Origin of the sequence: Streptomyces sp. CHD11 (assembly GCF_018638295.1) — a bacterium.
Lineage (GTDB): Bacteria > Actinomycetota > Actinomycetes > Streptomycetales > Streptomycetaceae > Streptomyces.
In genome coordinates this window covers 18891-42622 of record NZ_JABTTS010000029.1, presented here as the reverse complement: position 1 = coordinate 42622, position 23732 = coordinate 18891, and the positions used below count along the sequence as shown (strand labels likewise).

At 73.0% G+C, this 23732-nt stretch carries 21 protein-coding genes; 7 read left to right on the top strand and 14 right to left on the bottom strand.

Going from position 1 to position 23732, the window contains the following annotated elements; genetic code table 11:
* Positions 1-135 precede the first annotated feature (135 nt).
* Positions 136-1866, bottom strand: a complete 1731-nt coding sequence (locus HTV45_RS25525; RefSeq protein WP_215208225.1) for a glycoside hydrolase family 6 protein — start codon at positions 1864-1866, stop codon at positions 136-138.
* Positions 1867-2357: 491 nt separating this feature from the next.
* Here HTV45_RS25525 and HTV45_RS25520 point away from each other — a divergent pair, with 491 nt between their 5' ends.
* The 3 genes from HTV45_RS25520 (at position 2358) to HTV45_RS25510 (ending at position 6359) form a co-directional block, all read left to right on the top strand.
* Positions 2358-5273, top strand: a complete 2916-nt coding sequence (locus HTV45_RS25520) for a glycoside hydrolase family 48 protein (RefSeq protein ID WP_215208224.1) — start codon at positions 2358-2360, stop codon at positions 5271-5273.
* A 217-nt stretch (positions 5274-5490) separates the two neighbouring features.
* Positions 5491-5637, top strand: coding sequence for a hypothetical protein (locus tag HTV45_RS25515; RefSeq protein ID WP_215208223.1), 147 nt, complete (start codon positions 5491-5493; stop codon positions 5635-5637).
* Entirely contained in the window at positions 5634-6359 is a 726-nt protein-coding gene (locus tag HTV45_RS25510; protein WP_215208222.1) for a peptidase E, read from the top strand. Before HTV45_RS25515 ends, HTV45_RS25510 begins: the two co-directional genes overlap by 4 nt.
* On the opposite strand, the gene HTV45_RS25505 is transcribed toward HTV45_RS25510, so the two are convergent.
* Complete coding sequence (locus HTV45_RS25505) at positions 6349-7116, bottom strand: class I SAM-dependent methyltransferase (RefSeq protein ID WP_215208221.1); 768 nt, start codon at positions 7114-7116, stop codon at positions 6349-6351. The two genes, HTV45_RS25510 and HTV45_RS25505, sit on opposite strands and share 11 nt — an antisense overlap.
* A 5-nt stretch (positions 7117-7121) precedes the next feature.
* Positions 7122-7427, bottom strand: a complete 306-nt coding sequence (locus HTV45_RS25500) for a 4a-hydroxytetrahydrobiopterin dehydratase (RefSeq protein WP_215208220.1) — start codon at positions 7425-7427, stop codon at positions 7122-7124.
* A gap of 127 nt (positions 7428-7554) precedes the next feature.
* Between HTV45_RS25500 and HTV45_RS25495 the strand changes: the two genes are divergently transcribed.
* Positions 7555-8382: a helix-turn-helix domain-containing protein gene (locus HTV45_RS25495; protein ID WP_215208219.1), complete on the top strand. Its 828-nt coding sequence runs from the start codon at positions 7555-7557 to the stop codon at positions 8380-8382.
* Here the strand turns inward: HTV45_RS25495 and HTV45_RS25490 are convergent.
* A complete protein-coding gene (locus HTV45_RS25490) occupies positions 8364-8789 on the bottom strand; it encodes a hypothetical protein (protein ID WP_215208218.1) in 426 nt (141 codons plus the stop codon). The genes HTV45_RS25495 and HTV45_RS25490 overlap by 19 nt on opposite strands.
* Positions 8790-9036: 247 nt before the next feature.
* On the opposite strand from HTV45_RS25490, the gene HTV45_RS25485 reads away from it, so the two are divergent.
* Positions 9037-9900 carry a helix-turn-helix transcriptional regulator gene (locus tag HTV45_RS25485; RefSeq protein WP_215208217.1) on the top strand — a complete coding sequence of 288 codons (864 nt, stop codon included), beginning with the start codon at positions 9037-9039 and terminating at the stop codon, positions 9898-9900.
* A 401-nt stretch (positions 9901-10301) separates the two neighbouring features.
* On the opposite strand, the gene dnaK is transcribed toward HTV45_RS25485, so the two are convergent.
* The 8 genes from dnaK to HTV45_RS25445 all read right to left on the bottom strand — a co-directional run bounded on the left by dnaK (position 10302) and on the right by HTV45_RS25445 (position 19786).
* Positions 10302-12176: a molecular chaperone DnaK gene (gene dnaK / locus HTV45_RS25480; RefSeq protein WP_215208216.1), complete on the bottom strand. Its 1875-nt coding sequence runs from the start codon at positions 12174-12176 to the stop codon at positions 10302-10304.
* Positions 12177-12264: 88 nt separating this feature from the next.
* Positions 12265-13008: a glycerophosphodiester phosphodiesterase family protein gene (locus HTV45_RS25475; RefSeq protein ID WP_215208215.1), complete on the bottom strand. Its 744-nt coding sequence runs from the start codon at positions 13006-13008 to the stop codon at positions 12265-12267.
* A gap of 77 nt (positions 13009-13085) precedes the next feature.
* Positions 13086-13514 (bottom strand): OsmC family protein, encoded by a 429-nt coding sequence (locus HTV45_RS25470; protein ID WP_215208214.1) that lies wholly within the window; start codon positions 13512-13514, stop codon positions 13086-13088.
* Positions 13515-13611: 97 nt separating this feature from the next.
* The gene (locus HTV45_RS25465; RefSeq protein WP_215208213.1) at positions 13612-15429 is read right to left on the bottom strand and encodes a hypothetical protein; all 1818 of its coding nucleotides are present in this window, start codon (positions 15427-15429) and stop codon (positions 13612-13614) included.
* A complete protein-coding gene (locus tag HTV45_RS25460; RefSeq protein WP_215208212.1) occupies positions 15426-16487 on the bottom strand; it encodes an ATP-binding protein in 1062 nt (353 codons plus the stop codon). The genes HTV45_RS25465 and HTV45_RS25460 overlap by 4 nt, the downstream gene beginning before the upstream one ends.
* A gap of 136 nt (positions 16488-16623) precedes the next feature.
* Complete coding sequence (locus HTV45_RS25455) at positions 16624-17166, bottom strand: hypothetical protein (RefSeq protein WP_215208211.1); 543 nt, start codon at positions 17164-17166, stop codon at positions 16624-16626.
* A 43-nt stretch (positions 17167-17209) separates the two neighbouring features.
* A complete protein-coding gene (locus HTV45_RS25450) occupies positions 17210-19285 on the bottom strand; it encodes a phage holin family protein (protein WP_215208210.1) in 2076 nt (691 codons plus the stop codon).
* Positions 19286-19384: 99 nt separating this feature from the next.
* A complete protein-coding gene (locus HTV45_RS25445) occupies positions 19385-19786 on the bottom strand; it encodes a hypothetical protein (protein WP_215208209.1) in 402 nt (133 codons plus the stop codon).
* An 82-nt stretch (positions 19787-19868) separates the two neighbouring features.
* Between HTV45_RS25445 and HTV45_RS25440 the strand changes: the two genes are divergently transcribed.
* Positions 19869-20642, top strand: a complete 774-nt coding sequence (locus tag HTV45_RS25440; protein ID WP_215208208.1) for an MBL fold metallo-hydrolase — start codon at positions 19869-19871, stop codon at positions 20640-20642.
* 38 nt (positions 20643-20680) lie between these two features.
* Positions 20681-21313: a DedA family protein gene (locus HTV45_RS25435; RefSeq protein ID WP_215208373.1), complete on the top strand. Its 633-nt coding sequence runs from the start codon at positions 20681-20683 to the stop codon at positions 21311-21313.
* A gap of 19 nt (positions 21314-21332) precedes the next feature.
* Here HTV45_RS25435 and HTV45_RS25430 read toward each other — a convergent pair whose 3' ends face one another.
* Entirely contained in the window at positions 21333-22418 is a 1086-nt protein-coding gene (locus HTV45_RS25430; RefSeq protein WP_215208207.1) for an MBL fold metallo-hydrolase, read from the bottom strand.
* Complete coding sequence (locus HTV45_RS25425) at positions 22415-23662, bottom strand: aminotransferase class I/II-fold pyridoxal phosphate-dependent enzyme (protein ID WP_215208206.1); 1248 nt, start codon at positions 23660-23662, stop codon at positions 22415-22417. The genes HTV45_RS25430 and HTV45_RS25425 overlap by 4 nt, the downstream gene beginning before the upstream one ends.
* Between the last annotated feature and the right edge of the window lie 70 nt (positions 23663-23732).

The following is a 23732-nucleotide window of genomic DNA, read 5'->3' as shown; positions in this document are numbered from 1 at the left end:
GGGTGCGACGACGCACCGGGGACGAGCAACCGATGTTGCCGCTTCCGCAAAAGCGCGTCCGGGGTGAGAGGCGTGCGGCGGCCTGCCGGGTCCGGGCCCGGGAGGCCCGGACCCGGCAGGCCGGTGGTCAGCCCGTCACGACAGCGGCGGGTACGCGTTCTTCATCAGTTCCTGGAACTGGGCGGAGAACCAGTGTCCGGAGACCGGGGCGTCACCCAGCGCCCCCGACATGTTGTCGTTGTTGCGCGGGTTGCCTTCGTACGTCGGGTCGCACATCCGGTCGAAGCCCTTGCCCTCGTCGTTGTCGATGGGCTCGCTCGACCCGTCGGACTCGCCCGGGGGCTTCATCCACACGTAGGCGTCGATCCCGGCCTCCGGGGAGGCCTGCGGCCGCTCGCCGAGTCCCGCACCCGCCTGGTTGCACCAGTTTCCGGTGTTGAAGCGGCGGTCGTAGCGGCCCCCGTCGACGTACGTGTCCACGCTGGTGGTGGCGCCGGGACCGGTGGGCCGGTCAGGGCCGCCCCAGCCGTTGCGGGAGGTGTCGATCAGCATGCCGATGTCCGAGTCGAAGCCGATCGAGACCAGTTCGTCGCGCAGCGCCTGGGCGAACGACAGTTCGTCGACGTAGCGGTTCCAGCTGACCCAGGCCGACTCGCGCACCGACGTGCCGGCCACGTTGTCGGTGATGGAGAAGTTCTCCTCCTTCAGGGCGCTGTAGTTGGCCGTGTTGGCGATGAAGCCGTGCACGTCCGCGACGGTCGCGCCCTCGGCGTTGGCGGCCTGCCGGAACAGCTCCGCCGAGGGGCCGAAGTTGTCGTCCCAGCCCAGCCAGCCGTGGTGGCCGGCGTCCACGTAGTTGTAGACGTTGGGGACGTCGCCGAGCTTGTTCAGGGCGTAGCCGACGCCCTTGATGTAGTTGCCGTTGGCCTTCATGACGTCGCAGTTGTCCGTGGCGGTCTCCCGCGGACTGACGTTGGTGACCAGGTTGGGCAGGGAGTCGATCTCGACCGTGGTGACGATCCGCAGCCCGGCGTACTTCGGGTCGGAGAGTATCTCCGCGATCGGGTCGATGTACTCGGTCCTGTAGCGGTCGATCTCCGTCGGGCCGAGCTCGCCGTTGGAGGCGAGGGCGGCGCAGTCACGGCCGGGCAGGTTGTAGATGACGACCTGGAAGACCAGTTCGCCGGAGCCCTTCTGGGTCAGTGCCTCGTCGAGGTGCTCGCGCAGGCCCATCTTGCCGGACGCGCCCTCGATGGCCGCGGTGCGGTCCATCCAGACACCGGTGGGCTGGTCGGCGATGCGGTCGCCGCCCGGCTCGGCGGCGGCGTTCGCGGACCACTCCGGGTTCACGTACACCTGGGCGCCGTCGTAGGGGTTGTCGACCCGCTCACCGTCGCCGGGCGGATCGGTCGGGTCGGTCGGGTCCTCCGGGTCGGTCGTGCCGCCGTCGTCGACGTTGCAGGTCACACCGTCGAGGGTGAAGGCGGCGGGGACCGCGTTGCTGCCGCTGTAGCTGCCCTGGAAGCCGAAGGTGGCCGAACTCCCGGTGGCGAGGCTGCCGTTGTAGGACTCGTTGGCGGCGGTGACGTCCGCGCCGGACTGAGTGACCCTGGCGTTCCAGCCGCTGGTGACCCTCTGGTTGCCGGCGTAGGACCACTTCACCGCCCACGACGACTTGGCCGGGCCGTTGTTGGTGACGGTCACGGAGGCGGTGAAGCCGGTGTTCCACTCGTTCTGCACCTGGTAGTCCACGGTGCAGGGGACGGCGGACGCGCCGACGTCTCCGGGAGCGGCGGCCATCGCCGTCCCGGCGGCGCCTGCGACCAGCGCCGTGGCGGCGAGGAGCGCGGTTCTGGTGCGACTCATGGTGCGGGTTTCCTATCCGTAGGGGGCTGTCCTTCGGGGCGCGCGCGGACGATCGCGCGGCCTGGTGCCTTACGGGGTGGGAATGCCGTCCCGGCCGGCCGGAACAGGCCGGCGAGGCCGGCCGGACGTATCCGGGCAGCACGGACGGCGGGTGGATCCCACGGGTACGAGCGACCCCGTGTCAGGCGCTCGTCACGAGCACGGGGGTGGCTGGAAGTACTGAACACGGGGGTGGCGCATGAGCGACTCCTTGCAGCTCGGACGCGTCGTGACAGACGCGTCGACTGATGGAACCGCTCCCACTGGTGCTCCTGAAGCTAGCGCCAAGCGACGGCCAGGAACAGAGGGCCTGCCGCCATTCGCCCCCTTCGAATCGTCGAATCTTTTCGATTCCCCCCAAGGCTTGACCCCTCACCACCCCGTCGCCACTATGGGAGCGCTCCCACTGGTTCAAGGCTTGACCCCACCGAGTCGCAGGAGGAACCAGCACCATGCATCCCCCACCCAGAGGACGCGGCGGCTTACGGCGGCTGTGGACGGCCGCCGCGGCGGCTCTGGCACTGCCGCTGACCATGCTCTCGACCGGCTCGACTCCCGCTCGGGCGGCCGCCGTCCAGTGCAGCGTCGACTACCGGGCGAACGACTGGGGCTCCGGGTTCACCGCGGAGCTGACCCTCACCAACCGCGGCACGGACGCCATCGACGGCTGGACCCTGACGTACGACTACGCCGGCAACCAGCGGCTGCTGAACGGCTGGAACGGCACCTGGTCGCAGTCCGGCACGACCGTCTCCGTGCGGGACGCCGGGTACAACGCCCGGATCGCCGCCGGCGCCGCCGTCACGACCGGCGGCCAGTTCAGCTACAGCGGCAGCAACGCCGCCCCCACCTCCTTCGCGGTCAACGGCACCCCCTGCGCCGGCGCCCATCAGCCGCCGATCACCGTGCTGACCAGCCCGGAGGCCGGCGCCGTCTACACCCAGGGCGAGACGGTCCCGCTCGCCGCCACCGCCGCGGCGGCCGACGAGGCGACGATCACCGAGGTGGAGTTCTACGACGACACCGAGCTGCTGGGCACCGACACCGACGCCCCCTTCACTCTTTCGGTCGCTGGCTTGACCGTGGGCAGTCATTCGCTGGTGGCGAAGGCGTACGACAGCATGGGCGCCTCCGCCAGTTCGACCCCGGTCGGCATCACGGTCGCCTCGGGCCCCGCCGTGGTCGCCACCCCGTCCCAACTGGGCGTGCAGCAGGGTGAGTCCGGCACGTACGAGGTGAAGCTCTCCAAACAGCCGAGCGCGAACACGACCGTCACGACCGCGCGGACCAGCGGCAACCCGGGGCTGTCGGTGTCGGCCGGTGCCTCGCTCACCTTCACCCCGTCGAACTGGGACACCGCGCAGCGGGTGACGATCGCCGCCGACGCCTCGGGCAGCGGCTCGGCCGTCTTCGAGTCCTCGGCACCCGGCCACGCCGAGGCGGCGGTCACGGTGACCCAGCTGGGCGCGGCGAAGACGTACGACGCGCGCTTCCTGGAGCTGTACGGGAAGATCACCGACCCGTCCAGCGGCTACTTCTCCCCCGAGGGCATCCCGTACCACTCGGTCGAGACGCTGATCGTCGAGGCGCCGGACCACGGCCACGAGACCACCTCGGAGGCGTACAGCTACCTGCTGTGGCTCCAGGCGATGTACGGCAAGGTGACCGGTGACTGGTCGAGGTTCAACGAGGCCTGGGACATCATGGAGCGGTACATGATCCCCACCCACGCCGACCAGGCGACCAGCTCCTTCTACGATCCCTCGAAGCCGGCGACCTACGCGCCCGAGCACGACACGCCGGACGAGTACCCGTCGGAGCTGGACTCCGGTGTCTCCGTCGGCCCCGACCCGATCGCCGCCGAGCTGAAGAGCGCGTACGGCACCGACGACGTCTACGGCATGCACTGGCTCCAGGACGTCGACAACGTCTACGGCTACGGCAACGAGCCCGGCGAGTGCGAGGCAGGACCGACCGCGACCGGACCGTCGTACATCAACACCTTCCAGCGCGGCGCGCAGGAGTCGGTGTGGGAGACGGTTCCGCAGCCGACCTGTGACGCCTTCGAGTACGGCGGACCCAACGGCTACCTGGACCTGTTCACCAAGGACGCCTCGTACGCGAAGCAGTGGAAGTTCACCAACGCCCCGGACGCCGACGCACGCGCCGTGCAGGCCGCCTACTGGGCGGATCTGTGGGCCGGGGACCAGGGCAAGGACGGGGAGATCGCCGGCACCGTCGCCAAGGCGGCGAAGATGGGCGACTACCTGCGCTACTCCATGTACGACAAGTACTTCAAGAAGGTCGGCAACTGCACCAGCACGTCCTGCCCGGCCGGCACCGGCAAGGACGCCTCGCACTACCTGATGTCCTGGTACTACGCCTGGGGCGGCGCCACCGACGCCTCCGCCGGCTGGGCCTGGCGCATCGGCTCCAGCCACGCGCACGGCGGCTACCAGAACCCCCTGGCCGCGTACGCGCTCAGCTCCTACCCGGACCTCAGGCCGAAGTCGGCGACCGGCGCCGCGGACTGGGGCAGGTCCCTCGACCGGCAGCTGGAGTTCTACCGCTGGCTGCAGTCCGACGAGGGTGCCATCGCGGGCGGCGCGACCAACAGCTGGGGCGGCCGGTACGCGGCGCCGCCGGCCGGGACGCCCACCTTCTACGGCATGTACTACGACGAGAAGCCGGTGTACCACGACCCGCCGTCCAACCAGTGGTTCGGCTTCCAGGCGTGGTCCATGGAGCGGGTCGCCGAGTACTACCAGCAGACCGGTGACGCCGACGCCGAGGTCGTCCTCGACAAGTGGGTCGACTGGGCCCTGTCGGAGACCACGGTCAACCCGGACGGCTCGTTCCTGATGCCGTCGACGCTCCAGTGGTCGGGACAGCCCGACACCTGGAACGCCTCGTCCCCGGGCGACAACGGCGACCTGCACGTCACGGTCGCCGACTACACCGACGACGTCGGTGTGGCGGCGGCCTACGCCAAGACGCTGACGTACTACGCCGACCGCTCCGGTGACACCGAGGCGGCGACCACGGCGAAGGCGCTCCTCGACGGCATGTGGGAGAACAACCAGGACGCGCTCGGCATCGCCGTCCCGGAGACCCGCGCCGACTACAACCGCTTCGACGACCCGGTGTACGTCCCCAGCGGCTGGAGCGGCACCATGCCGAACGGCGACACGATCGACTCCTCGTCCACGTTCGCGTCGATCCGGTCCTTCTACCAGGACGACCCCGCCTGGTCGAAGATCGAGAGCTATCTCGCGGGCGGCGCCGCGCCCACGTTCACGTACCACCGGTTCTGGGCCCAGGCCGACATCGCCCTGGCCATGGGCTCGTACGCGGAGCTCCTCGAATAGCCCCCGCCGGCGCTTCGCGTACCGGCCCCGGCACCTGACGCCGGGGCCACCGACCGACCGGGCGGCCCTTCCGCGCACGGAGGGCCGCCCGGTCCTCTCACGCCCGGTCCTTCTCACACCCCTCCCCCGTCCGGGCCGGCAGACCCGCACGGTGCGCTGAGAACCCGCTGGTGGAGAATGGTGCGGCCAGTCCACCGGCGACAGCGAGGGAGCCCGGGTGCCCGGCCGCACCATCGTCCTGAACGGCACGTCCGGTCCGGGGAAGCCGGGCATCGCGCCGGAACTGCTGTGGACACGGCGGTCGTTCCACCCGCTCCGCACCGCGCCGCGCCCCGGTGCCGACGTGCGGGCGGCCGTCCGATGACCCGGGACGCCGGCGTTCCCCCGCGCCGTCTGGCCCTGCTCGGGGGAGGTTTCTCCACCGACGACGACGGGCTGCTGGACACCTGGGTGCTGCGTCACGCCCGCGGACGTCGACCCAGCGTGTGCTTCGTGCCCACGGCGAGCGGGGACGCCCCGGCCTACGCCGAGAGGTTCCTCGACGCGTTCCGGGCGCGGGAGTGCGAGCCGTCCGTACTGCCGTTGTTCCGGCGGGAGCCGGACGACGCTGACCTGCGGGCGTTCCTGCTCGCGCAGGACGTCGTGTACGTCGGGGGCGGTAACACCGCCAACCTGCTGGCCGTCTGGCGGGTCCACGGCGTGGACCGCCTGATGCGTGAGGCGTACGAGGGCGGAACGCTGCTGTGCGGGATCAGCGCCGGGGCCAACTGCTGGGCCGAGGGGTCGCTCACCGACTCCTTCGGCCCGTTGACGTGTCTGCGGGACGGGCTGGGGCTGCTGCCGGGTTCGGTGTGCCCGCACTACGACAGCGAGCCAGGCCGCCGGGACTCCTACCGGGCGGCCGTGGCGGGCGGCGGGCTGCCCGCCGGGTGGGCGGTGGACGACGGGGTGGGGGCCCTGTTCACGGACGGCCGGCTCGTCGAGACGGTGACCCGGAGGCCTGGAGCCCGCCTGTACCGGGTGCGCGCGGGCGCGGGTGGTGAGGCCGGGGAACGGGCTGTGGAGTGCCGGCCGCTCAGGGCATGAGCACCGGGCCGGCGGGACCTGGCTTGCGGTAGGCCCGGAGGGTGAACCCGGGGTCGGGGCGGGGGCGGTCCTGGTCGGGGAGTGCGGCCAGGCGGGCGGCGAAGTCCTCGGCGAGCGGTCCTCCCGGGGGGAGGGTGACGAACCAGCCGCGGCGCAGGTCCGCGATGGTGCGGCGGGGGCTGCGGCCCTGGCCGTGGCCCCGGAAGCGGGCCTGTCCGGCGGGGAGCAGTCCGTGCCCGGCGGACCAGGCCGTCACCTCGGCGGGGGCGTCGGGCACCGGGCTGGGCGGGCGGGCCGCGAGGACCGCGTCGATGTCACTGCCGACGTTGTGCGAGGCACCCTTGTGGACGGTGGTGACGTAGACCCCGCCGGGCCGCAGGACGCGGGCACACTCGCCGACGACCGTCCGTACGTCCTCGGGGCGGGACATGAGGTGCAGCAGCCACACGCTGACGACGGCGTCGAACCGGGCGTCGCCGAACGGCAGCCGGCGGCTGTCCGCGCGGACCACGGCGCCCGGCAGCCGGGATGCCGCCATCCGGGTCATCGACGGGGCCAGGTCCACCCCCGTCACCCGCAGACCGGTGCGGGCCGCGGACAGCCTCCGGGTCACGATCCCGGTGCCGCAGGCCACGTCCAGCAGGTCCCGCGCACCCCCGGGCACGAGGCTCAGTACGGCCTCGGCGGCGGCCGCCGCCCGGGGCTCACCGCCGCGCAGGGCGTCGTACCGCTCCGCTTCCTCGTCGTAGTCGAGCACACGCCTCAGTGTGCACCGTGACCGGCTGCCAGGTCCTCCACCCTGCGGGCGAGCTCGATGTCCTTGTCGGTGACGGCGCCGCCCGCGCTGTGGGTGTGGACGGACAGGGACACGGTGTCGTAGCCGAGGGTGAGGTCGGAGTGGTGGTCCAGTTCCTCCTGCACCCGGGCGATGTGGACGACCATCGCCGTCGCCGCGAAGTGCGAGCCGAGCCGGTAGGAGCGGGTGAGGCGGTCCCCGTCGAGCGACCAGCCCGGCAGTCCGGCCAGCCGGTCCTCGATCTCCTTCTGCGACAGCGGTTCGACGGGCATGGGCCGCGCTCCTTCACCGGGTGGGGGATCCGGCTCTCCCGCCGGACTTCCAGGCTGCCACAGGAGAGCCCTCGGAGCCCTGGTCACGGGCTCTCCGGTACGGCCGCTTCTCGACTACGGTCCTTCCATGACCACTGTCCCCTCCCGAGCCGCCGCCTCCTCCGCCGCCGGGGGCGTGGGCCCGCTGCTGCGGTCCTGGCGGGAGCAGCGGCGGGTCAGCCAGCTGGAGCTGGCCCTGCGCGCCGACTCCTCCGCCCGGCACATCAGCTTCATCGAGACCGGCCGCTCCCGGCCCAGCGAGGAGATGGTGCTGCGGCTGGCCGAGCGGCTGGACGTCCCGATGCGCGAGCGCAACGCGCTGCTGCTGGCCGCCGGTTACGCGCCCCGGTTCCCGCACACCCCGCTGGACGATCCGGCGCTGGACGCGCTGCGGGACGGCATCGAGCGGCTGATCGGCGGCTTCGAGCCGTATCCGGCGCTGGTGGTGGACGCGGTGTACGACGTCGTGGCGGCGAACCGGGGGGTGATGACGCTGTTCGACGGAATGCCGGAGTCGCTTCTGACCCCGCCGCTGAACGCGGTGCGGCTCACCCTGCACCCGCAGGGGCTGGCGCCGCGGATCCTGAACCTGCGCGAGTGGCGCGGACATCTGCTGGAGCAGATGGGGCGGCACATCGCGCTGCGCCGTTCCGAGCCGCTGCGGGCCCTGTACGAGGAGGTCGCGGCGTACCCGGTGCCGGACACCGGCAGGCGGCACCCGGAAGAACCGCCGGAGCCGGTGGCGTACTTCGCGCTGCCGATGGTCATCGAGCACGAAGGGCGGCGGCTGTCCTTCGTGTCGTCGATCTCGACCTTCAACACACCGATGGACGTGACCGTCGCCGAGCTGGCAGTGGAGACACTGCTCCCGGCCGACCCGGCGACCGCCAAGTACCTTCAGACCTGGTTGAGCTGACGCTGCCACAGCGCCAGGTGCTGGAGCACGGCGAAGGCGGCCACGACGAGCGCCTGGAGGACCGTCCACACGGCGCCCGCCGCGGTGGGGGTGAGCCACAGCGCGAGCGCGCCGAGACTCACCGCCGCCCAGGCGAGGTTGACCTCGACGACGACGCGTACGCCGGCCGCCGGCGGGTGCGGCCGGGCGGCCAGCAGACCCACACCCGCCGCGTACACGGCGAGGAACGCGCCGAGCCCCAGGAGCAGGGCGGAGCCGACGCCGAGGAAGCGGCCCAGCGGGCCGGAGAGGGCGAGGCAGGCGAGCGCGTTGGCGCCCGTCACCGCCGCGTCGAGGGCCAGGAAACGGTGCAGCATCAGCTGCGGTTCCACCGTCCGGGCGAGCGCGGCAAGCGGGGTCGCGGACATGATGAATCACCCTCCGTCGGGTTCGGTCGCGGTGGCGGGTACGGGTGGGATGCCGGGTCCCGGACCGGAGTGCGCCGGCCCGGGACCCGGTGCGTCCACGGTCCCGTGGGGGCCGGCCGGGGTCGATTACCTGCCGGGTAAGGGCCGTGGGGAGCAGGGAAACAGAGCGGATCACCGTCGCTCGTGAGAGTGTCGGAGGAACATGACAGACTGAGCCCATGCCCGGGCGCGTTGGGGAGGCGTGGCGTTGAGTGAGCGGCGGGCCGCACCGACCGTGGGCCAGGTGGTTCTGGGAAGGCGGCTGTACGAGCTGCGGGAGGCCGCAGGTCTCTCGCGTGAGGAGGCTGCCCGGATCCTGCGGGTGGCGCCGGCGACCGTGCGGCGGATGGAGATGGCCGAGGTCGCGCTGAAGATCCCCTACGTCCAGCTGCTGCTGACCGCGTACGGGGTGGCCGACGGCGAGTCCGAGGCGTTCGTGGAGCTCGCCGAGGAGGCGAACCGGCCGGGCTGGTGGCAGCGGTACCACGATGTGCTGCCCGAGTGGTTCAGCCTGTACGTGAGCCTGGAGGGCGCCGCCCGGATCATCCGCTCCTACGAGCCGCACTTCGTGCCGGGGCTGCTGCAGACGGAGGACTACGCCCGCGCCGTCCTGGAGGCCGGGACCATCGGCAACGCGGGGCGGGACGCGGTCGAGCGGCATGTGTCCCTGCGCATGGAGCGCCAGCGGCTGCTGGAGCGCTCCGATCCACCGCACCTGTGGGTGCTGATGGAGGAAACGGTGCTGCGGCGTCCCGTGAGCGTCGACGGACGGGTGATGCGCGACCAGCTCGACAAGCTGCTCGACTACTCCGCGCGGGACCGGATCACGTTGCAGGTCGCCGAGTTCGCCGACGGGCCGCATCCGGGGACGTACGCGCCGTTCTCGCTGTTCCGCTTCGCCGAGCCGGAGCTGCCGGACATGGTGTTCACCGAGTACCTGACGGGCGCGCTGTATCTGGATTCCCGGCGGGAGGTGTCCGTGCACCTGGAGGTGCTGGACCATATGACGGCGCGGGCGGCCTCGACACACCGCACGGAGCAACTCCTGCGGAAGTGCCGCGAACACTACTGACCGGCACCCGCCGGCCAAGGGGGTCCGCGCTCACCCGGACCGCGCGAGTCCGCCCCGTGCCGCCCCTCCTCCGGCCGGCTGCTGCGGACCGCTCCGGCTGCCGTCCCGCCCCTTCCGCCGGCCTGCCGCACCCGCCGCGGCCGCGGGCAGTCGTGCCTCCCCCAGTGCCCGAAGGGCCTGGGAGGTACCCCGGGGCGGCTTCGCCCGAGCGGGGGGGGGCCGGACCTCCATCGCCCTGCGGCAGACGGCCCGCGGAGGGCGGTAGCCGCGCCGCCGGAGGACGGCAGCGGGCCGGTGAGGGCGAAGGACGGCGCCGGGCCGGGGTGCTCCCTGGCAGCGCCCACGGCGGGCCGCAGCCGTAGGACGGCTGACCGGAGCCGCGGCGGACCGCAGGCGCGGAGTCAGGCTGCTCCGTTGCCGCGTTTGTCGCTGTCGTCGTCGACGATCTCCGCGTCCACCACGCCCTCGTCACCGTCACCGTCGTCGTCCCGGGGCGGGGCGGTGTCCTGCTGCCCGCCCCCGGAGGGACTGGCGTACATCGCCTGGCCCATCTTCTGGCTGACCGCGGCGAGTTTCTCCACGCCCGTGCGCAGCTCGGCCGTGTCCGCCTCCTCCCGCTCCAGCAGCCGCTTCAGTTCCGTCACGGCCGCCTCGACCTCGGACTTGGTGTCACCGGGCACCCTGTCGTCGTTGTCCCGCAGGAACTTCTCGGTCTGGTAGACGAGTTGCTCACCCTGGTTGCGGGTCTCGGCCGCCTCCCGGCGCGCGCGATCCTCCTCGGCGTACTGTTCGGCGTCGCGCATCATGCGGTCGATGTCGTCCTTGGGCAGGGCCGAGCCGCCGGTGACGGTCATCTTCTGCTCGCGCCCGGTGGCGAGGTCCTTCGCGGAGACGTGCATGATCCCGTTGGCGTCGATGTCGAAGGCGACCTCGATCTGCGGGACACCGCGCGGGGCGGGCGGCAGGCCGGTGAGGTCGAAGACGCCGAGCTTCTTGTTGTAGGCGGCGATCTCGCGTTCGCCCTGGTAGACCTGGATGCCGACGGAGGGCTGGTTGTCGGCGGCGGTGGTGAAGGTCTCCGAACGCCGGGTGGGGATCGTGGTGTTGCGCTCGATCAGTTTGGTCATGATGCCGCCCTTGGTCTCGATGCCCAGGGACAGCGGCGTGACGTCGAGCAGCAGCACGTCCTTGACGTCGCCGCGGATGACACCGGCCTGGAGGGCGGCGCCGAGAGCCACGACCTCGTCGGGGTTGACGCCCTTGTGGGGTTCCTTGCCGGTGAGTTCGCGGACCAGGTCGGTGACGGCGGGCATCCGGGTGGAGCCGCCGACGAGGATGACGTGGTCGACCGCGGACAGCTGCACACCGGCGTCCTTGACGGCCTGGTGGAAGGGCTTCTTGCAGCGCTCCAGCAGGTCCTCGGTGAGTTCGCGGAACTGGGCGCGGGTCATCTTCTCGTCGAGGTGCAGGGGGCCCTCGGCGGAGGCGGTGATGTAGGGCAGGTTGATGGTGGTCTCGGTCGACGAGGACAGTTCGATCTTCGCCTTCTCGGCGGCCTCCCGCAGCCGCTGCACGGCCATCTTGTCCTTGGACAGGTCGACGCCGTACTGCCCCTTGAAGCGTTTGGTGAGGTACTCGACGACGCGCTGGTCCCAGTCGTCGCCACCGAGGTGGGTGTCGCCGTTGGTGGCCTTCACCTCGATGACGCCGTCGCCCATGTCGAGCAGAGACACGTCGAAGGTACCGCCGCCCAGGTCGAAGACGAGGACGGTCTGCTCGTTCTCCTTGTCCAGGCCGTACGCCAGGGCCGCCGCCGTGGGCTCGTTGATGATCCGCAGCACCTTGAGGCCGGCGATCTCCCCGGCTTCCTTGGTGGCCTGCCGCTGGGTGTCGTCGAAGTAGGCCGGTACGGTGATGACCACGTCGGTGACGTCCTCGCCGAGGTACGACTCGGCGTCCCGGCGCAGCTTCTGCAGGACCCGGGCGGACAGTTCCTGCGGCGTGAAGCGGGTGCCGTCGACGGAGCCCTCCGCGGGGAAGCGCCACTGGGCGTCGCCCATGTACCGCTTGACCGAGCGGGCGGTGCGGTCGATGTTCGTCACGGCCTGCCGTTTGGCGACCTCGCCGACCAGCACCTCGCCGTTCTTGGCGAAGGCCACCACCGAGGGCGTGGTGCGCGCCCCCTCCGCGTTGGCGATGACGGTGGGCTCGCCTCCTTCCAGCACGGCCACCACCGAGTTCGTGGTTCCCAGGTCGATTCCGACGGCACGTCCCATCGCTGTCCCCTTCCGCGTGAGGGCACCTCTCCCGACTTCCAGCACAAAACTTGAGCGCCCTGTTGTCAATGGTTTGAATGGGTGATTGTCAACGAGGGGTGTGGGTGTCCCTGCGCTCCCGCAGTTCCACGGCGCGTCGGGGACGGTCCGTGATCAGCACGTCCACGCGCGGGTCCGTGAGGAAACCCCGCAGGGCCGCGTCCTCGTTCACCGTCCACACCATGGTGAACAGTCTGTTACGCGCCGCCTCGCGCAGCACGGTGGCGCGGGCCAGACGCTGGTGCACCGCCACCCCGTGGGCGCCGCAGGCGCGGACCCGGCGCATCGGGAGCAGTTCGCTGACCCGGGTGGCCACCAGACCGCGCCGTGCGATGTCAGCCCCGTCCCGGCCGAGAGACAGGACGGCGCGCACACGCGGGCGGAGGGCGGTGACGGCGGCGACGGAGCGGTCCTCGAGGGTGGTGGCGACGAAGCCGTCCTCGCCGAGCAGGGCGACCGCGCGGTCGGTCAGCTCCCGCTCGTGTCCGGTCTCCTTCAGGTCCAGGTGCGCGACGAGCTTCCCCGCGATCAGCTCCATGACCTCGTCCACGACGGGCACGGGGTATCCCGCGCGCTCGTTCAGCTCGGCGTGGGTGAGCGTGGACAGCGGCGGTCCGGTGCGCCGTACCCGGGCGTCGTGGTGGACGACGAAGACGCCGTCCGCCGTGCGCCGGACGTCGAACTCGACGTACTCCGCACCGGAGGCGAGCGCGTCCTCGTAGGCCTCCCACGTCGCCGGCGCGGCGCGCTCGGAACCGCCGCGATGGGCGGAGACAGCGGGGCGTGACGTCATGGTGGCCTGCTCCCGGGGGATGTGCCGCAGGCCGCCCCGGACGGAGCGGCCTGCGGTGGCTCGACGCGGCGAGCGGGTCAGGCGAGCTTCGCCGTCAGGGTGATGTTCGTGCCCTTGAGCGCCTGGCTGACCGGGCAGTTCACCTTGGCGTCCTCGGCCGCGGCGGTGAAACCGGCCTCGTCGAGGCCCGGGACCGTGCCCTCGACGGTGAGGTGGATGCCGGTGATGCCCTCACCGGGCACGAACGTGACGTCGGCGGAGGTGGTCAGCTTGGTCGGCGGGGTGCCGGCCTTGTCGAGACCGTTGGACAGGGCCATGGAGAAGCAGCTGGAGTGCGCTGCGGCGATCAGCTCCTCCGGGCTGGTCTTCCCGTTCGCCTCCTCGGCACGCGACACCCAGGTCACCGGCTGCTCGGCGATGGCGCCGGAGGAGTCGAAGGCGACGACCCCGCTGCCCTTGAAGAGACTGCCTTCCCAAACGGTGTGTGCGGAGCGCGTGGCTGCCATGACCCATCCTTTCGTACATGTCCGGCTGTGTCCGCCGGTGCTCGGTCCGGGCGCCCGGATCACCGGTGCACCCTCCCCCATCCGATCACATCACGGCTCAACTCACCCGGAAGACGGGCCCTCTCGCGGTGAACGGCAGCCGAACATCGCGCGGGATCAGATACGCGTGCTCGCGCCGGACCCGGAGCACGTCGCACCAGCCGTCGGTGATCACCAGGAGCGGCGCGGCGGGCGGGAAGTCGTCGGCGCGCTGGAGGAAGTCGATACCGGGCTGGAGCACGGTGCCGCCCCGGCCGTGCACCCGCACCCTCCCGGCGATCTCGGTGACCGGCACGTACCCCGCGTCGTGCGGTGCGGCGTCGCAGAACACCACGCGGGCGGCCGGTACGTCGCGGGCCTCGGCGTAGGAGGCGATGGCGCCGAGCGCCTTGCCGAGCAGGACCCGGTCCATGGAGCCGGAGGTGTCCAGGACCACGCCGAAGGTGCAGCGGGCGATCTCCTCGGGCGGGAAGTGGCGCCCCGCGCGGGGGATGTCGGGGGTGGACGCCTGGCGGCGGGAGGGACGCGCGTAGGAGCGGAGGGGCTCGGGGCGGGGCACGAACTCGTCGAACCAGCGGGCCAGCCGGGCGTCCCAGGGCACCGGGGGGTGGTCGAGGGCGCGGATCTCCTGGACCAGGCCGGCGGGCAGGAAGCCGCGCTCCTGCCGGTCGTGCAGATCCAGGCCCTGGGCGAGGCCGCGGCGGTAGAAGCCGTCGAGGTCGACGGGGTCGCAGGGCGGGCCGAGGGGGCCGCCGAGGATGTCGCCGAGTCCCTTGCCCCGCAGCGTGGCCTGCCGGCGCATGCGGCGGAGGTCGGCGGTGATCCGGTCGTAGACCTCCTCGGCGGACAGCCCGGCGAGCTCCTTGTCGTACAGCAGGCCCTCGGGCATGGTGCCGACCCGCATCTCCCGCAGCCAGTCGTTGACGACGTAGTCGCAGGCGACGTTGAACAGGTACGGGTCGCGTGCGCCGCAGCGGTCGCCGTGGCGCAGGGCGGCGTGGAGCATCTCGTGGGCGAGGACGAACCGCCATTCCCCGTCCTCCAGCCGCCGCAGCGGGTTGACGTAGATCTCCCCGGCCGCGGCGTCGACGGCGGCGACGGAGATGTTGTGGGCTCGCGCGAGTTCGGCGTCGGCGACCAGGGTGATTCCGGCTGCGATGCCGCCGAGCAGGGGGTAGGAGGAGATGAACCAGCCGAGCGCCCGCTCCCAGGGGCGCCGGGGGACGGGCTTGCCGTCCAGGCTGTCGCGGCGGCCGCCCGCCAGGTCCATCGCGGCGGAGACGGTACGGGCGAGGGCGGTGGCGAACGCCAGCTGGTGGTCCGGTGGCTGCCCGTACCAGCCGTCCCACGGCAGGAGGAACAGGTCCGCCTCGCCGGCCGCCGTGCCGCAGCGCTCGTACACGGCCGGGACGCCGTCCCGGCGCCAGTGCGCGGCGAGCCGCTCCTCGTCCCCGTCCGGGTAGGCGGCGGGCAGGTGATCGGGGGTCCTGCCGACGGGGAAGCCGAGCAGGAAGCGGTTGACGACGACGCAGCGGGCGGCGAGCTCGCTGTGGTCGGGCTGCTCGCGGGGGCCCTTCGCGGCCGGGACGTGTCCGAAGCCGAGGTGGAGGACGGCGTGCGCGAGGGCCCACGCCCAGGCCTCCGGGTCGGCCATGCGGTCCGGGTGGGCGTGCAGGACGGCCTCGGAGTCCACGCGCACCAGCCCGTCGCGGGGCGCGGACTCGCAGTTCTCCCGGCGGCAGACCTCGAACTCGACGGCGGCCAGTGCGGGGTTGGCCCGCACCAGCCGCAGTCCCGCGTCGAACGCCTCCTGTGCGAGGTCCCGCTTCTTCCGCCCCTTCGCGTTCTTCTGCCCCTTCGGGTGGGCGCGGCTCACCGGCGCGCCTCCACCAGCCGGGGCATGTCCCGGGCCGCCTCGACGAGGAACCAGGCCGGCAGGACCGGGTTGCCGTCGTCGTCGGAGGCGATGACGGTCTGGGCGACCTCGACGGAGATCTCGGCGAGCTGCACCAGCAGCGCCTTGGCGCGGTACGCGGTCTGCCGGCCGTTGGCCGACATGTGCTCCCTGGCCGCCGGGAGTTCCTTGACCAGACGTCCGCGGAACGACTCGGCGAGGTAGTAGAGCAGGTCGCGGTCCTCGATCCGGTGCGGCCAGCGGGCCTCGCCCTTGATGACGGCGTCGATCCCGAAGCGGCTGCGGACGATCTTGACGTAACCGCAGAAGGCGGTGGCGTGGGCGGGGGTGAGCGTGCCGTGGGCGAGGACCTTGAGGGTGTCCTCGCCGAGGTCGCGGCCGAAGGAGTGCAGCGCGTCGGAGAGCATGTGCCAGGAGCGGGGCGTGGAGAAGGGCTCCTCGGTCTTCGGCGGCTTGGACCACAGGTGGTCGGGGCGGTCGGTGAGGTGGTCGGTGATCCATGGATGGATGCCGTTGTTCGCCGCCCAGACCAGCCAGTCCCCGGCGGACACCTCGAGGTGGACGTGGGTGAGGCGGTTGATGAGCGCGGAGGCGATCGGGCGGGCCAGCGCGTTGTCGGTGGCGCGGTTGCCGGCGCCGATGACGATGGAGCCCTTGGGCAGCTCGTAGTCGCCGATCCGGCGGTCCAGGATCAGCGAGTAGAACGCCTTCTGCACATCGGGGGTGGCCGCGTTCAGCTCGTCCAGGAACAGGCAGTACGGCTCGTCACGGGCGATCGCCTCCGGCGGACAGAACACCGAGCGGCCGTCGCGGATCTGCGGTACACCGATCAGGTCCTCGGGGGCGAGCTGGGTACCCAGCAGACTCACGCACTCCAGGCCCAGGCTCTCGGAGAACTCCCGGACCAGGGAGGATTTTCCGATGCCGGGCGCCCCCCAGAGGAAGACCGGCCGTACGGTCGCCAGACCGAGCAGCAGTTCCGGGACACGGGAAGGGGTGACGGTGACGGCTGCCTGCACGCAAGGGCTCCTGGAGGGCCGGGGAGGTCGGAAGGGGCGCACGCACTGCCGGCGTCGGGCCGGAACACACGGATCGGGGGTGCCGATACCAGTGAACTGCGCCGCACGGAACCGGCGCAACGCGTTTTCCGCCGCGTCAGATCCGCCGGGCACGGTCGAGGGTCTCGGCCACCCAGTCGTGGAACACCAGCCGTGGGAGGAACCGGCCCACGGTGTCGAAGGTGAGCGAGAAGTCCGGCGCCATCGGCACGTCCCGGTGCGCCACGCAGACCGCCACGTGGGTGTCCGGGGCGAACCGGGGCGCCCCGAAGGGGCCGATCCGGTTGATCCTGGCGTGGATACGGTTGCCGTACACCAGCGCGGCGCAGCCGTGCTCCCGGGCCTTGGCGGCCGGGACGCCGCGGACCCAGCGGTGGAGCTCGTCGAGGTACCCGTACTCGGCCATCTCGCGCAGGCTGGTCCGCTCCACCCGGGCGTCCCCGTGACCGTCGGGGAACACCATGAGCTGGGGGACGCCCTTGCGGCGGCTCCAGTGGGCGGGGAGGTCCCGGGCGACGCGGTCCAGGACGCACAGGATGTCCGCGCGCACGGCCGGGTCGAGCCTGCGCAGTTCACCCAGCGTGTACGCGGCGTGCGGGTTCGTCGCGTCGCCGTCGGGGGCCGCGTCGGGCGGGTTCATCGCGCCATCGTCGACGGCCGTGGCGGGCGGGTCAACGGCTGGTTCAGGCCGCGCGCCGGTGGTCCGGAGCCGACGGCAGCCCCGCGTCGTCCGCTTCCGTCAGCCAGCGGCGCAGTACGCGGTGGACCTGCTCGGCGCCGGCGAGGACCGCGCCCTCGGCGACGGGCGGCGACAGGGCGAGCGGGGACAGCAGGAAGGGGCGGGACTGGGCTCCGCCGAGACCGCCGTGGGAGCCGATCTGCTCCTCGAAGGCGAGCACCTCGCCGTCCACGGGGTCGTGGAAGGAGTTGACCATGATGTCGGCGGTGTGCGGGAAGGTGTGGGTGCGGCGCACGACGTCGGCGGCGCCGGGGCCGAAGGCCGCCAGGGGTCCGGGGGTGTCGTCCAGCTCGTCCAGCGGGATCTCGGCGCCGTACGCGCCGAGCACGACCCCGCCGTGGCGTTCGCTGCGGACCAGGAGGAAGCCGATGCCGGGGTGGTTGGCGAGGGTCGGCAGCAGCGCGGGGTGGCGGGCGTCGATCTCCTCCTTGGTCATCCGGTGCGGCACGTCCGGGAAGGAGATCAGACCCAGGTTGCCCGAGGCGAGCACGACGGGATCGGAACCGCGCGAGGGGCGGTAGTGCTCGGTGCCCTCCTCGACGGGCCGGCGCAGCGCAGCGCGGACGGCCGCGCGGGCCTCGGCGCCGCTGTGGGTGCGCCTGGCGCGGCGCGGCACGGGCAGCCCGCAGCCGGCCCGCACCAGGTCGCCGAGGGTGAGGCCGTAGCGGGAGCGGAAGGTCTCGCCGGGGCTCTGCCCGTGGTCGGAGAGGACGACGATGCGGTACGGACGGGGGGCGTGCTCGGCGACGTTCTCGATCAGGGCGAGGGAGCGGTCGAGGCGCTGGAGGACCTTCTCGCTGTCCCGGCCGGTGGGTCCTGAGTGGTGGGCGACCTCGTCGTAGGCCACCAGGTCGGCGTAGACGGAGGTGCGGCCGGACAGCAGGTCGCCCGTCACGGCGGCGACGACGACGTCCCGTTCGACGACGGTCGCGAAGGCCCGTACGAACGGGTAGAGGCCGCCGCGTGAGACGCGCGGGCGCTGTTCGCGCAGCCGGGCCAGGGTCGACTGGCCGATCTCCCGGCCGACCTCGGCGACGAAGGACAGCGCGGTGCGCACGGCGTTGGCGGGGTCGGAGAAGTAGGCGAAGTAGCCCGCGCGGGAGCGGGCGGCGGGGTCCCTGCGGCGGGTGGCGATGGACAGCACCAGGGCCTGTTCGCCGGCGCCGCCGCTGAACAGGTTGCCCCGGCTGGCACCGTCCGCGGCGAGCAGTCCGGCGTGACCGGAGTACTCGATGGCCCGGGCCTGGAGTTCCGCGGCGCTGGTGGGCCGGTTGCAGACCATGACCTCGCGGCGGGCCTTCTCGTACCAGCGGAAGGCGGGGACGTCGTAGTTGCTGCCGTGCAGGATGCCGAGCTGGCTGGCGCCGGTCTGGCTGGACCAGTCGGTGCGCCAGCGGGTGAGGCGGTGGGAGGGCCGGTCGCCGCCGGTGCCGGTGCCGAGCCAGCGGGCGACGGTCGGCATCAGCCCCTTGTCGACGGCGTCGAGCAGCACGTCGTGGCCGACGCCGTCGAGTTGCAGGAAGACGGTGCCGGGGGTGGCCGGGCAGGGCGGGGCGGAACCCCGTCTGCGGTGGGCGAGGCGGTAGAGGCGGCGGCGGTAGGCGTCGTCGTCGCGTACGGCGAGGGCGGCGCCGGTGGCCGAGGCGACGGCGGACATGACGGCGGCGACGACGACCGCCGTCTCGGGGACGACGGCGCCCCGTTCGACGGGGTTGAGGTAGAGGGCCAGCCAGAGCAGGGCGCCGTTGAGGAAGAACACCAGCAGTCCGAGGACCAGCGCCGGTACCAGCAGCAGGAGGCGCACCAGCAGGGGCCAGACCAGGGCGGACAGCAGACCGAAGGCGCCGGCGCCGAGGGCGGCGGTGACCGCGGTGTCGGTGGCGCTGCCGCCGTCGGCCGAGCGCAGCCGGAAGTCCGGCAGGATCCCGGCGAGCAGCAGCATGGTCAGGGTGGAGACGATCCACACCGTGACGCTCCGCCCGATCTGACTGGCGACCCGTCGCCACCGTCCGCCACCCACGCCCCGTACCCCTCACGTCCCGGCCTGTCCGGCCCCTCTCCACCCTGTCACAACGGTCGGAACAGGCGGTTCGTCCCCCTCCGCGCGCTCCCGCGCGGTTCAGCGGCCGTCGTAGCCGGCCGTCGGCATCGACAGCCTGCGGTGCACCCTGGCCTTCATCGCGGCGTCGTACGACGGTTCCGCGCGCCCCACGGTCTCCACGCGCACCCCGCGCCGCGCGCACTCGGCGGTGAACTCCTCCACGGAGGACAGCGCGCGCTCCAGTACGCGCAGGCTGGGCGCCACGAACAGGTCGGCGCCGGGCCGCACCCCCTCCCACAGCAGGCTGTGATCGGGCCGCAGTCCCCGCACCAGCAGTTCGCGGGCCACCACATGGCCCCGCTCGCCGGCCCAGCGGGCGCACATGGCGTGCTGGCTGCGGGAGTCCACCAGGAAGGGATCGTCGTCCAGTTCCTCCAGCGGCGTCAGACTCGCGATCGCCGTCACCCGCACCGGTTTCATGGAGCCCCCCTCACCTCCGGTTTCGCCGCCGACCCTACTCCTGCGCGTAGGCTTCCGGGAGGCGCGCGAAGGAGGCGAAGAAGTGCCGGTGGACGTCACGTGGTGGGGGCACGCCACCTGCACGGTCGAGGACTCGCACACCCGTGTGCTCACCGACCCCCTGTTCGCCCGCCGGCTCGCGCATCTGCGCCGCCGGCGCGGCGAGGTGCCGCCCGCCGACGCCCGGCACGCGGACGTCGCCCTGGTCTCCCATCTGCACGCCGACCATCTGCATGTGCCGTCCCTGGCCCTGCTCGCCCCGGGCACCCGCCTGCTCGTGCCCCGGGGCGCGGCGCGGGCGGTGCCGGGGCTGCGCCGGCTCACGCATCTGCGCGTGAGCGAGACGGCTCCCGGCGAGGTGACGACGGTCGGCCGTCTCGTCGTACGGACGGTGACCGCGCGGCACGACGGGCGGCGGCTGCCGGTCGGACGGCGGCGCGCGCCCGCGCTCGGCTATGTCGTGGAGGGTGAGGCGCGGACGTACTTCGCCGGGGACACCGGTCTCTTCGCGGGGATGGCGGAGGAGGTCGGTCCGGTCGACGTGGCGCTGCTGCCGGTGGGCGGCTGGGGACCGTATCTCGGCGAGGGGCATCTGGACGCGGGGCGCGCGGCCGAGGCGCTGGCGCTGCTGGGGGCGCCCAGCGCGGTTCCGGTGCACTACGGCACGTACTGGCCGATCGGGATGGATGCCGTGCGCCCCCACGAGTTCCACGCGCCCGGACATGAGTTCGAGCGACTGGCGGCCCGGCACGCCCCCGGGTCGAGCGTGCACCGCCTCGGGCACGGGGAGAGCGTGCGCCTGGAGGGCGCACGGTGATACTCCCCGCCGCCCTGGGCCAGGCGGCCGGCACGTCCCTGTCACCGGTGGCCGCGCTGGCGGCCCTTCCGGTCGTCGCGCCCGATTCCACCCAGCAGGCGGTCGGCTACCCCTCGCTGTTCCTGCTGGTGCTGATCGGCGCGCTGGTGCCGGTGGTCCCGACGGGCGCGCTGGTCAGTTCGGCGGCCGTGGTCGCCTTCCACCGAACGGCGCCGTTCTCCATGGTGCTGCTGCTCCTCACGGCGTCGCTGGCCGCGTTCCTCGGGGACGTGGCGCTGTACTGGCTGGGGCGGCGCGGGATGAAGTCGAGGAACGGCTCGCGCTGGCTGGAGGCGATCCGGCGGCGGGCCCCGGAGGACCGGCTGGAGCAGGCGCGGCGGAAACTCACCGACCACGGGGTGGCCGTGCTGGTGCTGTCCCGGCTGATGCCGGCCGGGCGGCTGCCGGTGATGCTGGCCTGCCTGCTCGCGCAGTGGCCGGTGCGGCGCTTCGTGCGCGGCAATCTGCCGGCCTGCGTCGCCTGGGCGGCGACGTACCAGCTGATCGGCGTCCTCGGCGGTTCCCTGTTCAGGGAGGCGTGGGCGGGCGTCCTGGCGGCGATCGTCCTGACCGTACTCATCAGCGCGGCCCCTGGCCTGTGGCGGCGCGTGCGGAGAACGGCGACGGGCTGAGGTCCGCCGGGAAGGCGGGTCACTCCAGGACGCGGGAGGCGCCCACCGGGAGGTCCCAGAGGTTCTCACGGGGCAGCCCGGTTCGCTCCCAGGCGGCGCGTACCCGGAGCAGGGGCTCCAGAACCGGCTCCGCGGAGAGCACGAACGCGCCCCAGTGCATCGGGGCCATGCGGCGCGCCCCGAGATCCTGGGCGGCGCGGACGGCCTCCTCCGGGTCGCAGTGGACGTCGGCCAGCCACCAGCGGGGATCGTAGGCGCCGATGGGCATCAGGGTCAGGTCGATGCCCGGGTAGCGGCGGCCGATCCGGGAGAACCAGTGCCCGTAGCCGGTGTCCCCGGCGAAGTGAACGCGCCGGCCCTCGGGGTCGGTGAGCACCCAGCCGCCCCACAGGGAGCGGCAGGTGTCGGTGAGGGTCCGCTTGGACCAGTGGTGGGCGGGGACGAAGTCGAAGCGGACGCCGCCCAGTTCGGCGGCCTCCCACCAGTCGAGCTCGGTGACGTGGGTGAACCTGCGGCGGTGGAACCAGCGGGCGAGCCCGGCCGGCACGAAGACCGGCGTGCCGCGCGGGAGCCGGCGCAGGGTGGGGGCGTCCAGGTGGTCGTAGTGGTTGTGGCTGATGACGACCGCGTCCACGCGCGGCAGCGCCTCCCAGGCGACGCCGACGGGAGTGATCCGGGCCGGGGTGCCGAGGATGCGGCGGGACCAGACCGGGTCGGTGAGCACGGTGAGCCCGCCGATCCGCAGCACCCAACTGGCGTGCCCCGCCCAGGTCACGGCGACCGTACGGGCGTCCACCCGGGGCAGCGGGCCGGGGGCGAAGGGCAGCCGGGGGATGTCGGCGAGGCCGTCCGGGGTGGGCCGCACGGCGCCCTCGCGGGCGAAGCGGGCGAGGGCCTTCAGGCCGGGCAGCGGAGCCGTCAGCCGGTCGTGGAAGGCGCGCGGCCACACCCGGTGCTCGGCGAGCGGCCGGGGCGCGGCCGGCGGCGGGTACGGACGCGCGGAGGGGGACGGGGGGCCGGATCCCGGGCTGTCGGTTTCCGGTGGGGCCTCCTTGGAGGCGGGGGTCGTGGTGGTTCTCCCGGTCGGCCCGGGCCGCTGCGTCATCGAGGGGACTCCCGTCGCCGAGCGTCGTCACGAAGATCGTCGAAGACCGAGGTCAGGTGGGTCAGCGCGTGCTGCACATGCGGCAGTTGCAGAGGGTCGGGCGAGCGCAGGCACTCCTCGCGCGGGCCGGCGGCCCCGCCCAGCAGGGGGGCGGTGGACAACCGCACCCGGAGTGCTTCGAGGTCGTCGCCGAAGCGGTGGCCGCCCGGGGCGGGCATGCCCAGCCGGGCGGTGAGGAAGTCCTCCAGTTCCTGGGCGTCGCCCACTCCGTGCGCGGCGAGCGCCGGCGCCAGCGGTGTGAGGTCGACGTACAGGTGGCGGCCGCAGGACGGCGGCCGGGACACCCCGCCGGCGGCGACCACGGCACGGTGCGCGGCGGCGGCCAGCAGCGCGTGCAGACGTACGGAGTCGGCGACCCGCGTGGTGACCGGTTCGGGCTCGGACAGCGCGTACACCGCCGCCGCGGCGACCGGCGCGGCGACCCGTGCGTCGAGGGCGGTGAGCACGTCGAGCACGCGCGCGCGCAGCGCGCTTCCCTCCTCGCCCGCCGGGAAGCGGGCCACCGCGGCGGGCCAGCCGGGCGGGAGCAGGGCGCCGACCAGGTCGGTGACGACGGTGACCCGGCCGGGCAGCATCTCGGCGGGGCTGAGCAGCACCGTGCCGTGCGGGTCGTGCAGGGTGCCGCGCCAGGTCTCGTCGCTGACCAGGTGCAGGCCCTCGCCGACGGCCGCCTCCACGGTCTCGTGCAGCAGTTCGGGCGGGGCGACGGTCGCGGTGGGGTCGTCCGCGACGGAGAGCACCAGCAGCCGCGGATCGCCACCCTCGGCGCGCATCCGGCGGACGGTCTCCAGCAGGGCGTACGGGTCGGGCACACCGCCGCTCTCGGCGGGGGTCGGCACGTGGAAGACGGGCCTGCGCAGCAGCCGCGCGTACGGGGCCCACCACGCGGCGCAGGGGCGGGGCACGAGGATGTCGCCGCCGATGGCGGCGGTCAGCGCCACCAGCAGGGCGGGTGCGCCGGGGGCGACGGCCACCCGGTCGGGGCCGGCGGGCAGCCCCCGCCGGTCGCCGTAGCCGCACGCGGCGTCCAGCAGGGCGGGGCCGCCGCCGACCGGCTCGGCGCCGGCCCGGGACGCCGCCGCGGCCAGATGGGCGGACAGCTGGGGCAGGACGGGGAGCCCGTCCTCGGGGTCCGGCGGCCCGAAACGAACGGGACCGTGGCCTTCCGGATCCGTCTGCCGCATGCCTGCCTCCGCGCAGTCCCTGGTACTCCGGTGGCGTACGCCTGTCCTCCCGTGACCGCTCGTGCGGCCC

Coding starts and splice junctions, on each gene's coding strand:
- HTV45_RS25525 (WP_215208225.1), bottom strand. CDS start 1,866: ATGAGTCGCACCAGAACCGCGCTCCTCGCCGCCACGGCGCTGGTCGCA.
- HTV45_RS25520 (WP_215208224.1), top strand. CDS start 2,358: ATGCATCCCCCACCCAGAGGACGCGGCGGCTTACGGCGGCTGTGGACG.
- HTV45_RS25510 (WP_215208222.1), top strand. CDS start 5,634: ATGACCCGGGACGCCGGCGTTCCCCCGCGCCGTCTGGCCCTGCTCGGG.
- HTV45_RS25500 (WP_215208220.1), bottom strand. CDS start 7,427: ATGCCCGTCGAACCGCTGTCGCAGAAGGAGATCGAGGACCGGCTGGCC.
- HTV45_RS25495 (WP_215208219.1), top strand. CDS start 7,555: ATGACCACTGTCCCCTCCCGAGCCGCCGCCTCCTCCGCCGCCGGGGGC.
- HTV45_RS25490 (WP_215208218.1), bottom strand. CDS start 8,789: ATGTCCGCGACCCCGCTTGCCGCGCTCGCCCGGACGGTGGAACCGCAG.
- dnaK (WP_215208216.1), bottom strand. CDS start 12,176: ATGGGACGTGCCGTCGGAATCGACCTGGGAACCACGAACTCGGTGGTG.
- HTV45_RS25475 (WP_215208215.1), bottom strand. CDS start 13,008: ATGACGTCACGCCCCGCTGTCTCCGCCCATCGCGGCGGTTCCGAGCGC.
- HTV45_RS25470 (WP_215208214.1), bottom strand. CDS start 13,514: ATGGCAGCCACGCGCTCCGCACACACCGTTTGGGAAGGCAGTCTCTTC.
- HTV45_RS25455 (WP_215208211.1), bottom strand. CDS start 17,166: ATGAACCCGCCCGACGCGGCCCCCGACGGCGACGCGACGAACCCGCAC.
- HTV45_RS25445 (WP_215208209.1), bottom strand. CDS start 19,786: ATGAAACCGGTGCGGGTGACGGCGATCGCGAGTCTGACGCCGCTGGAG.
- HTV45_RS25430 (WP_215208207.1), bottom strand. CDS start 22,418: ATGACGCAGCGGCCCGGGCCGACCGGGAGAACCACCACGACCCCCGCC.
- HTV45_RS25425 (WP_215208206.1), bottom strand. CDS start 23,662: ATGCGGCAGACGGATCCGGAAGGCCACGGTCCCGTTCGTTTCGGGCCG.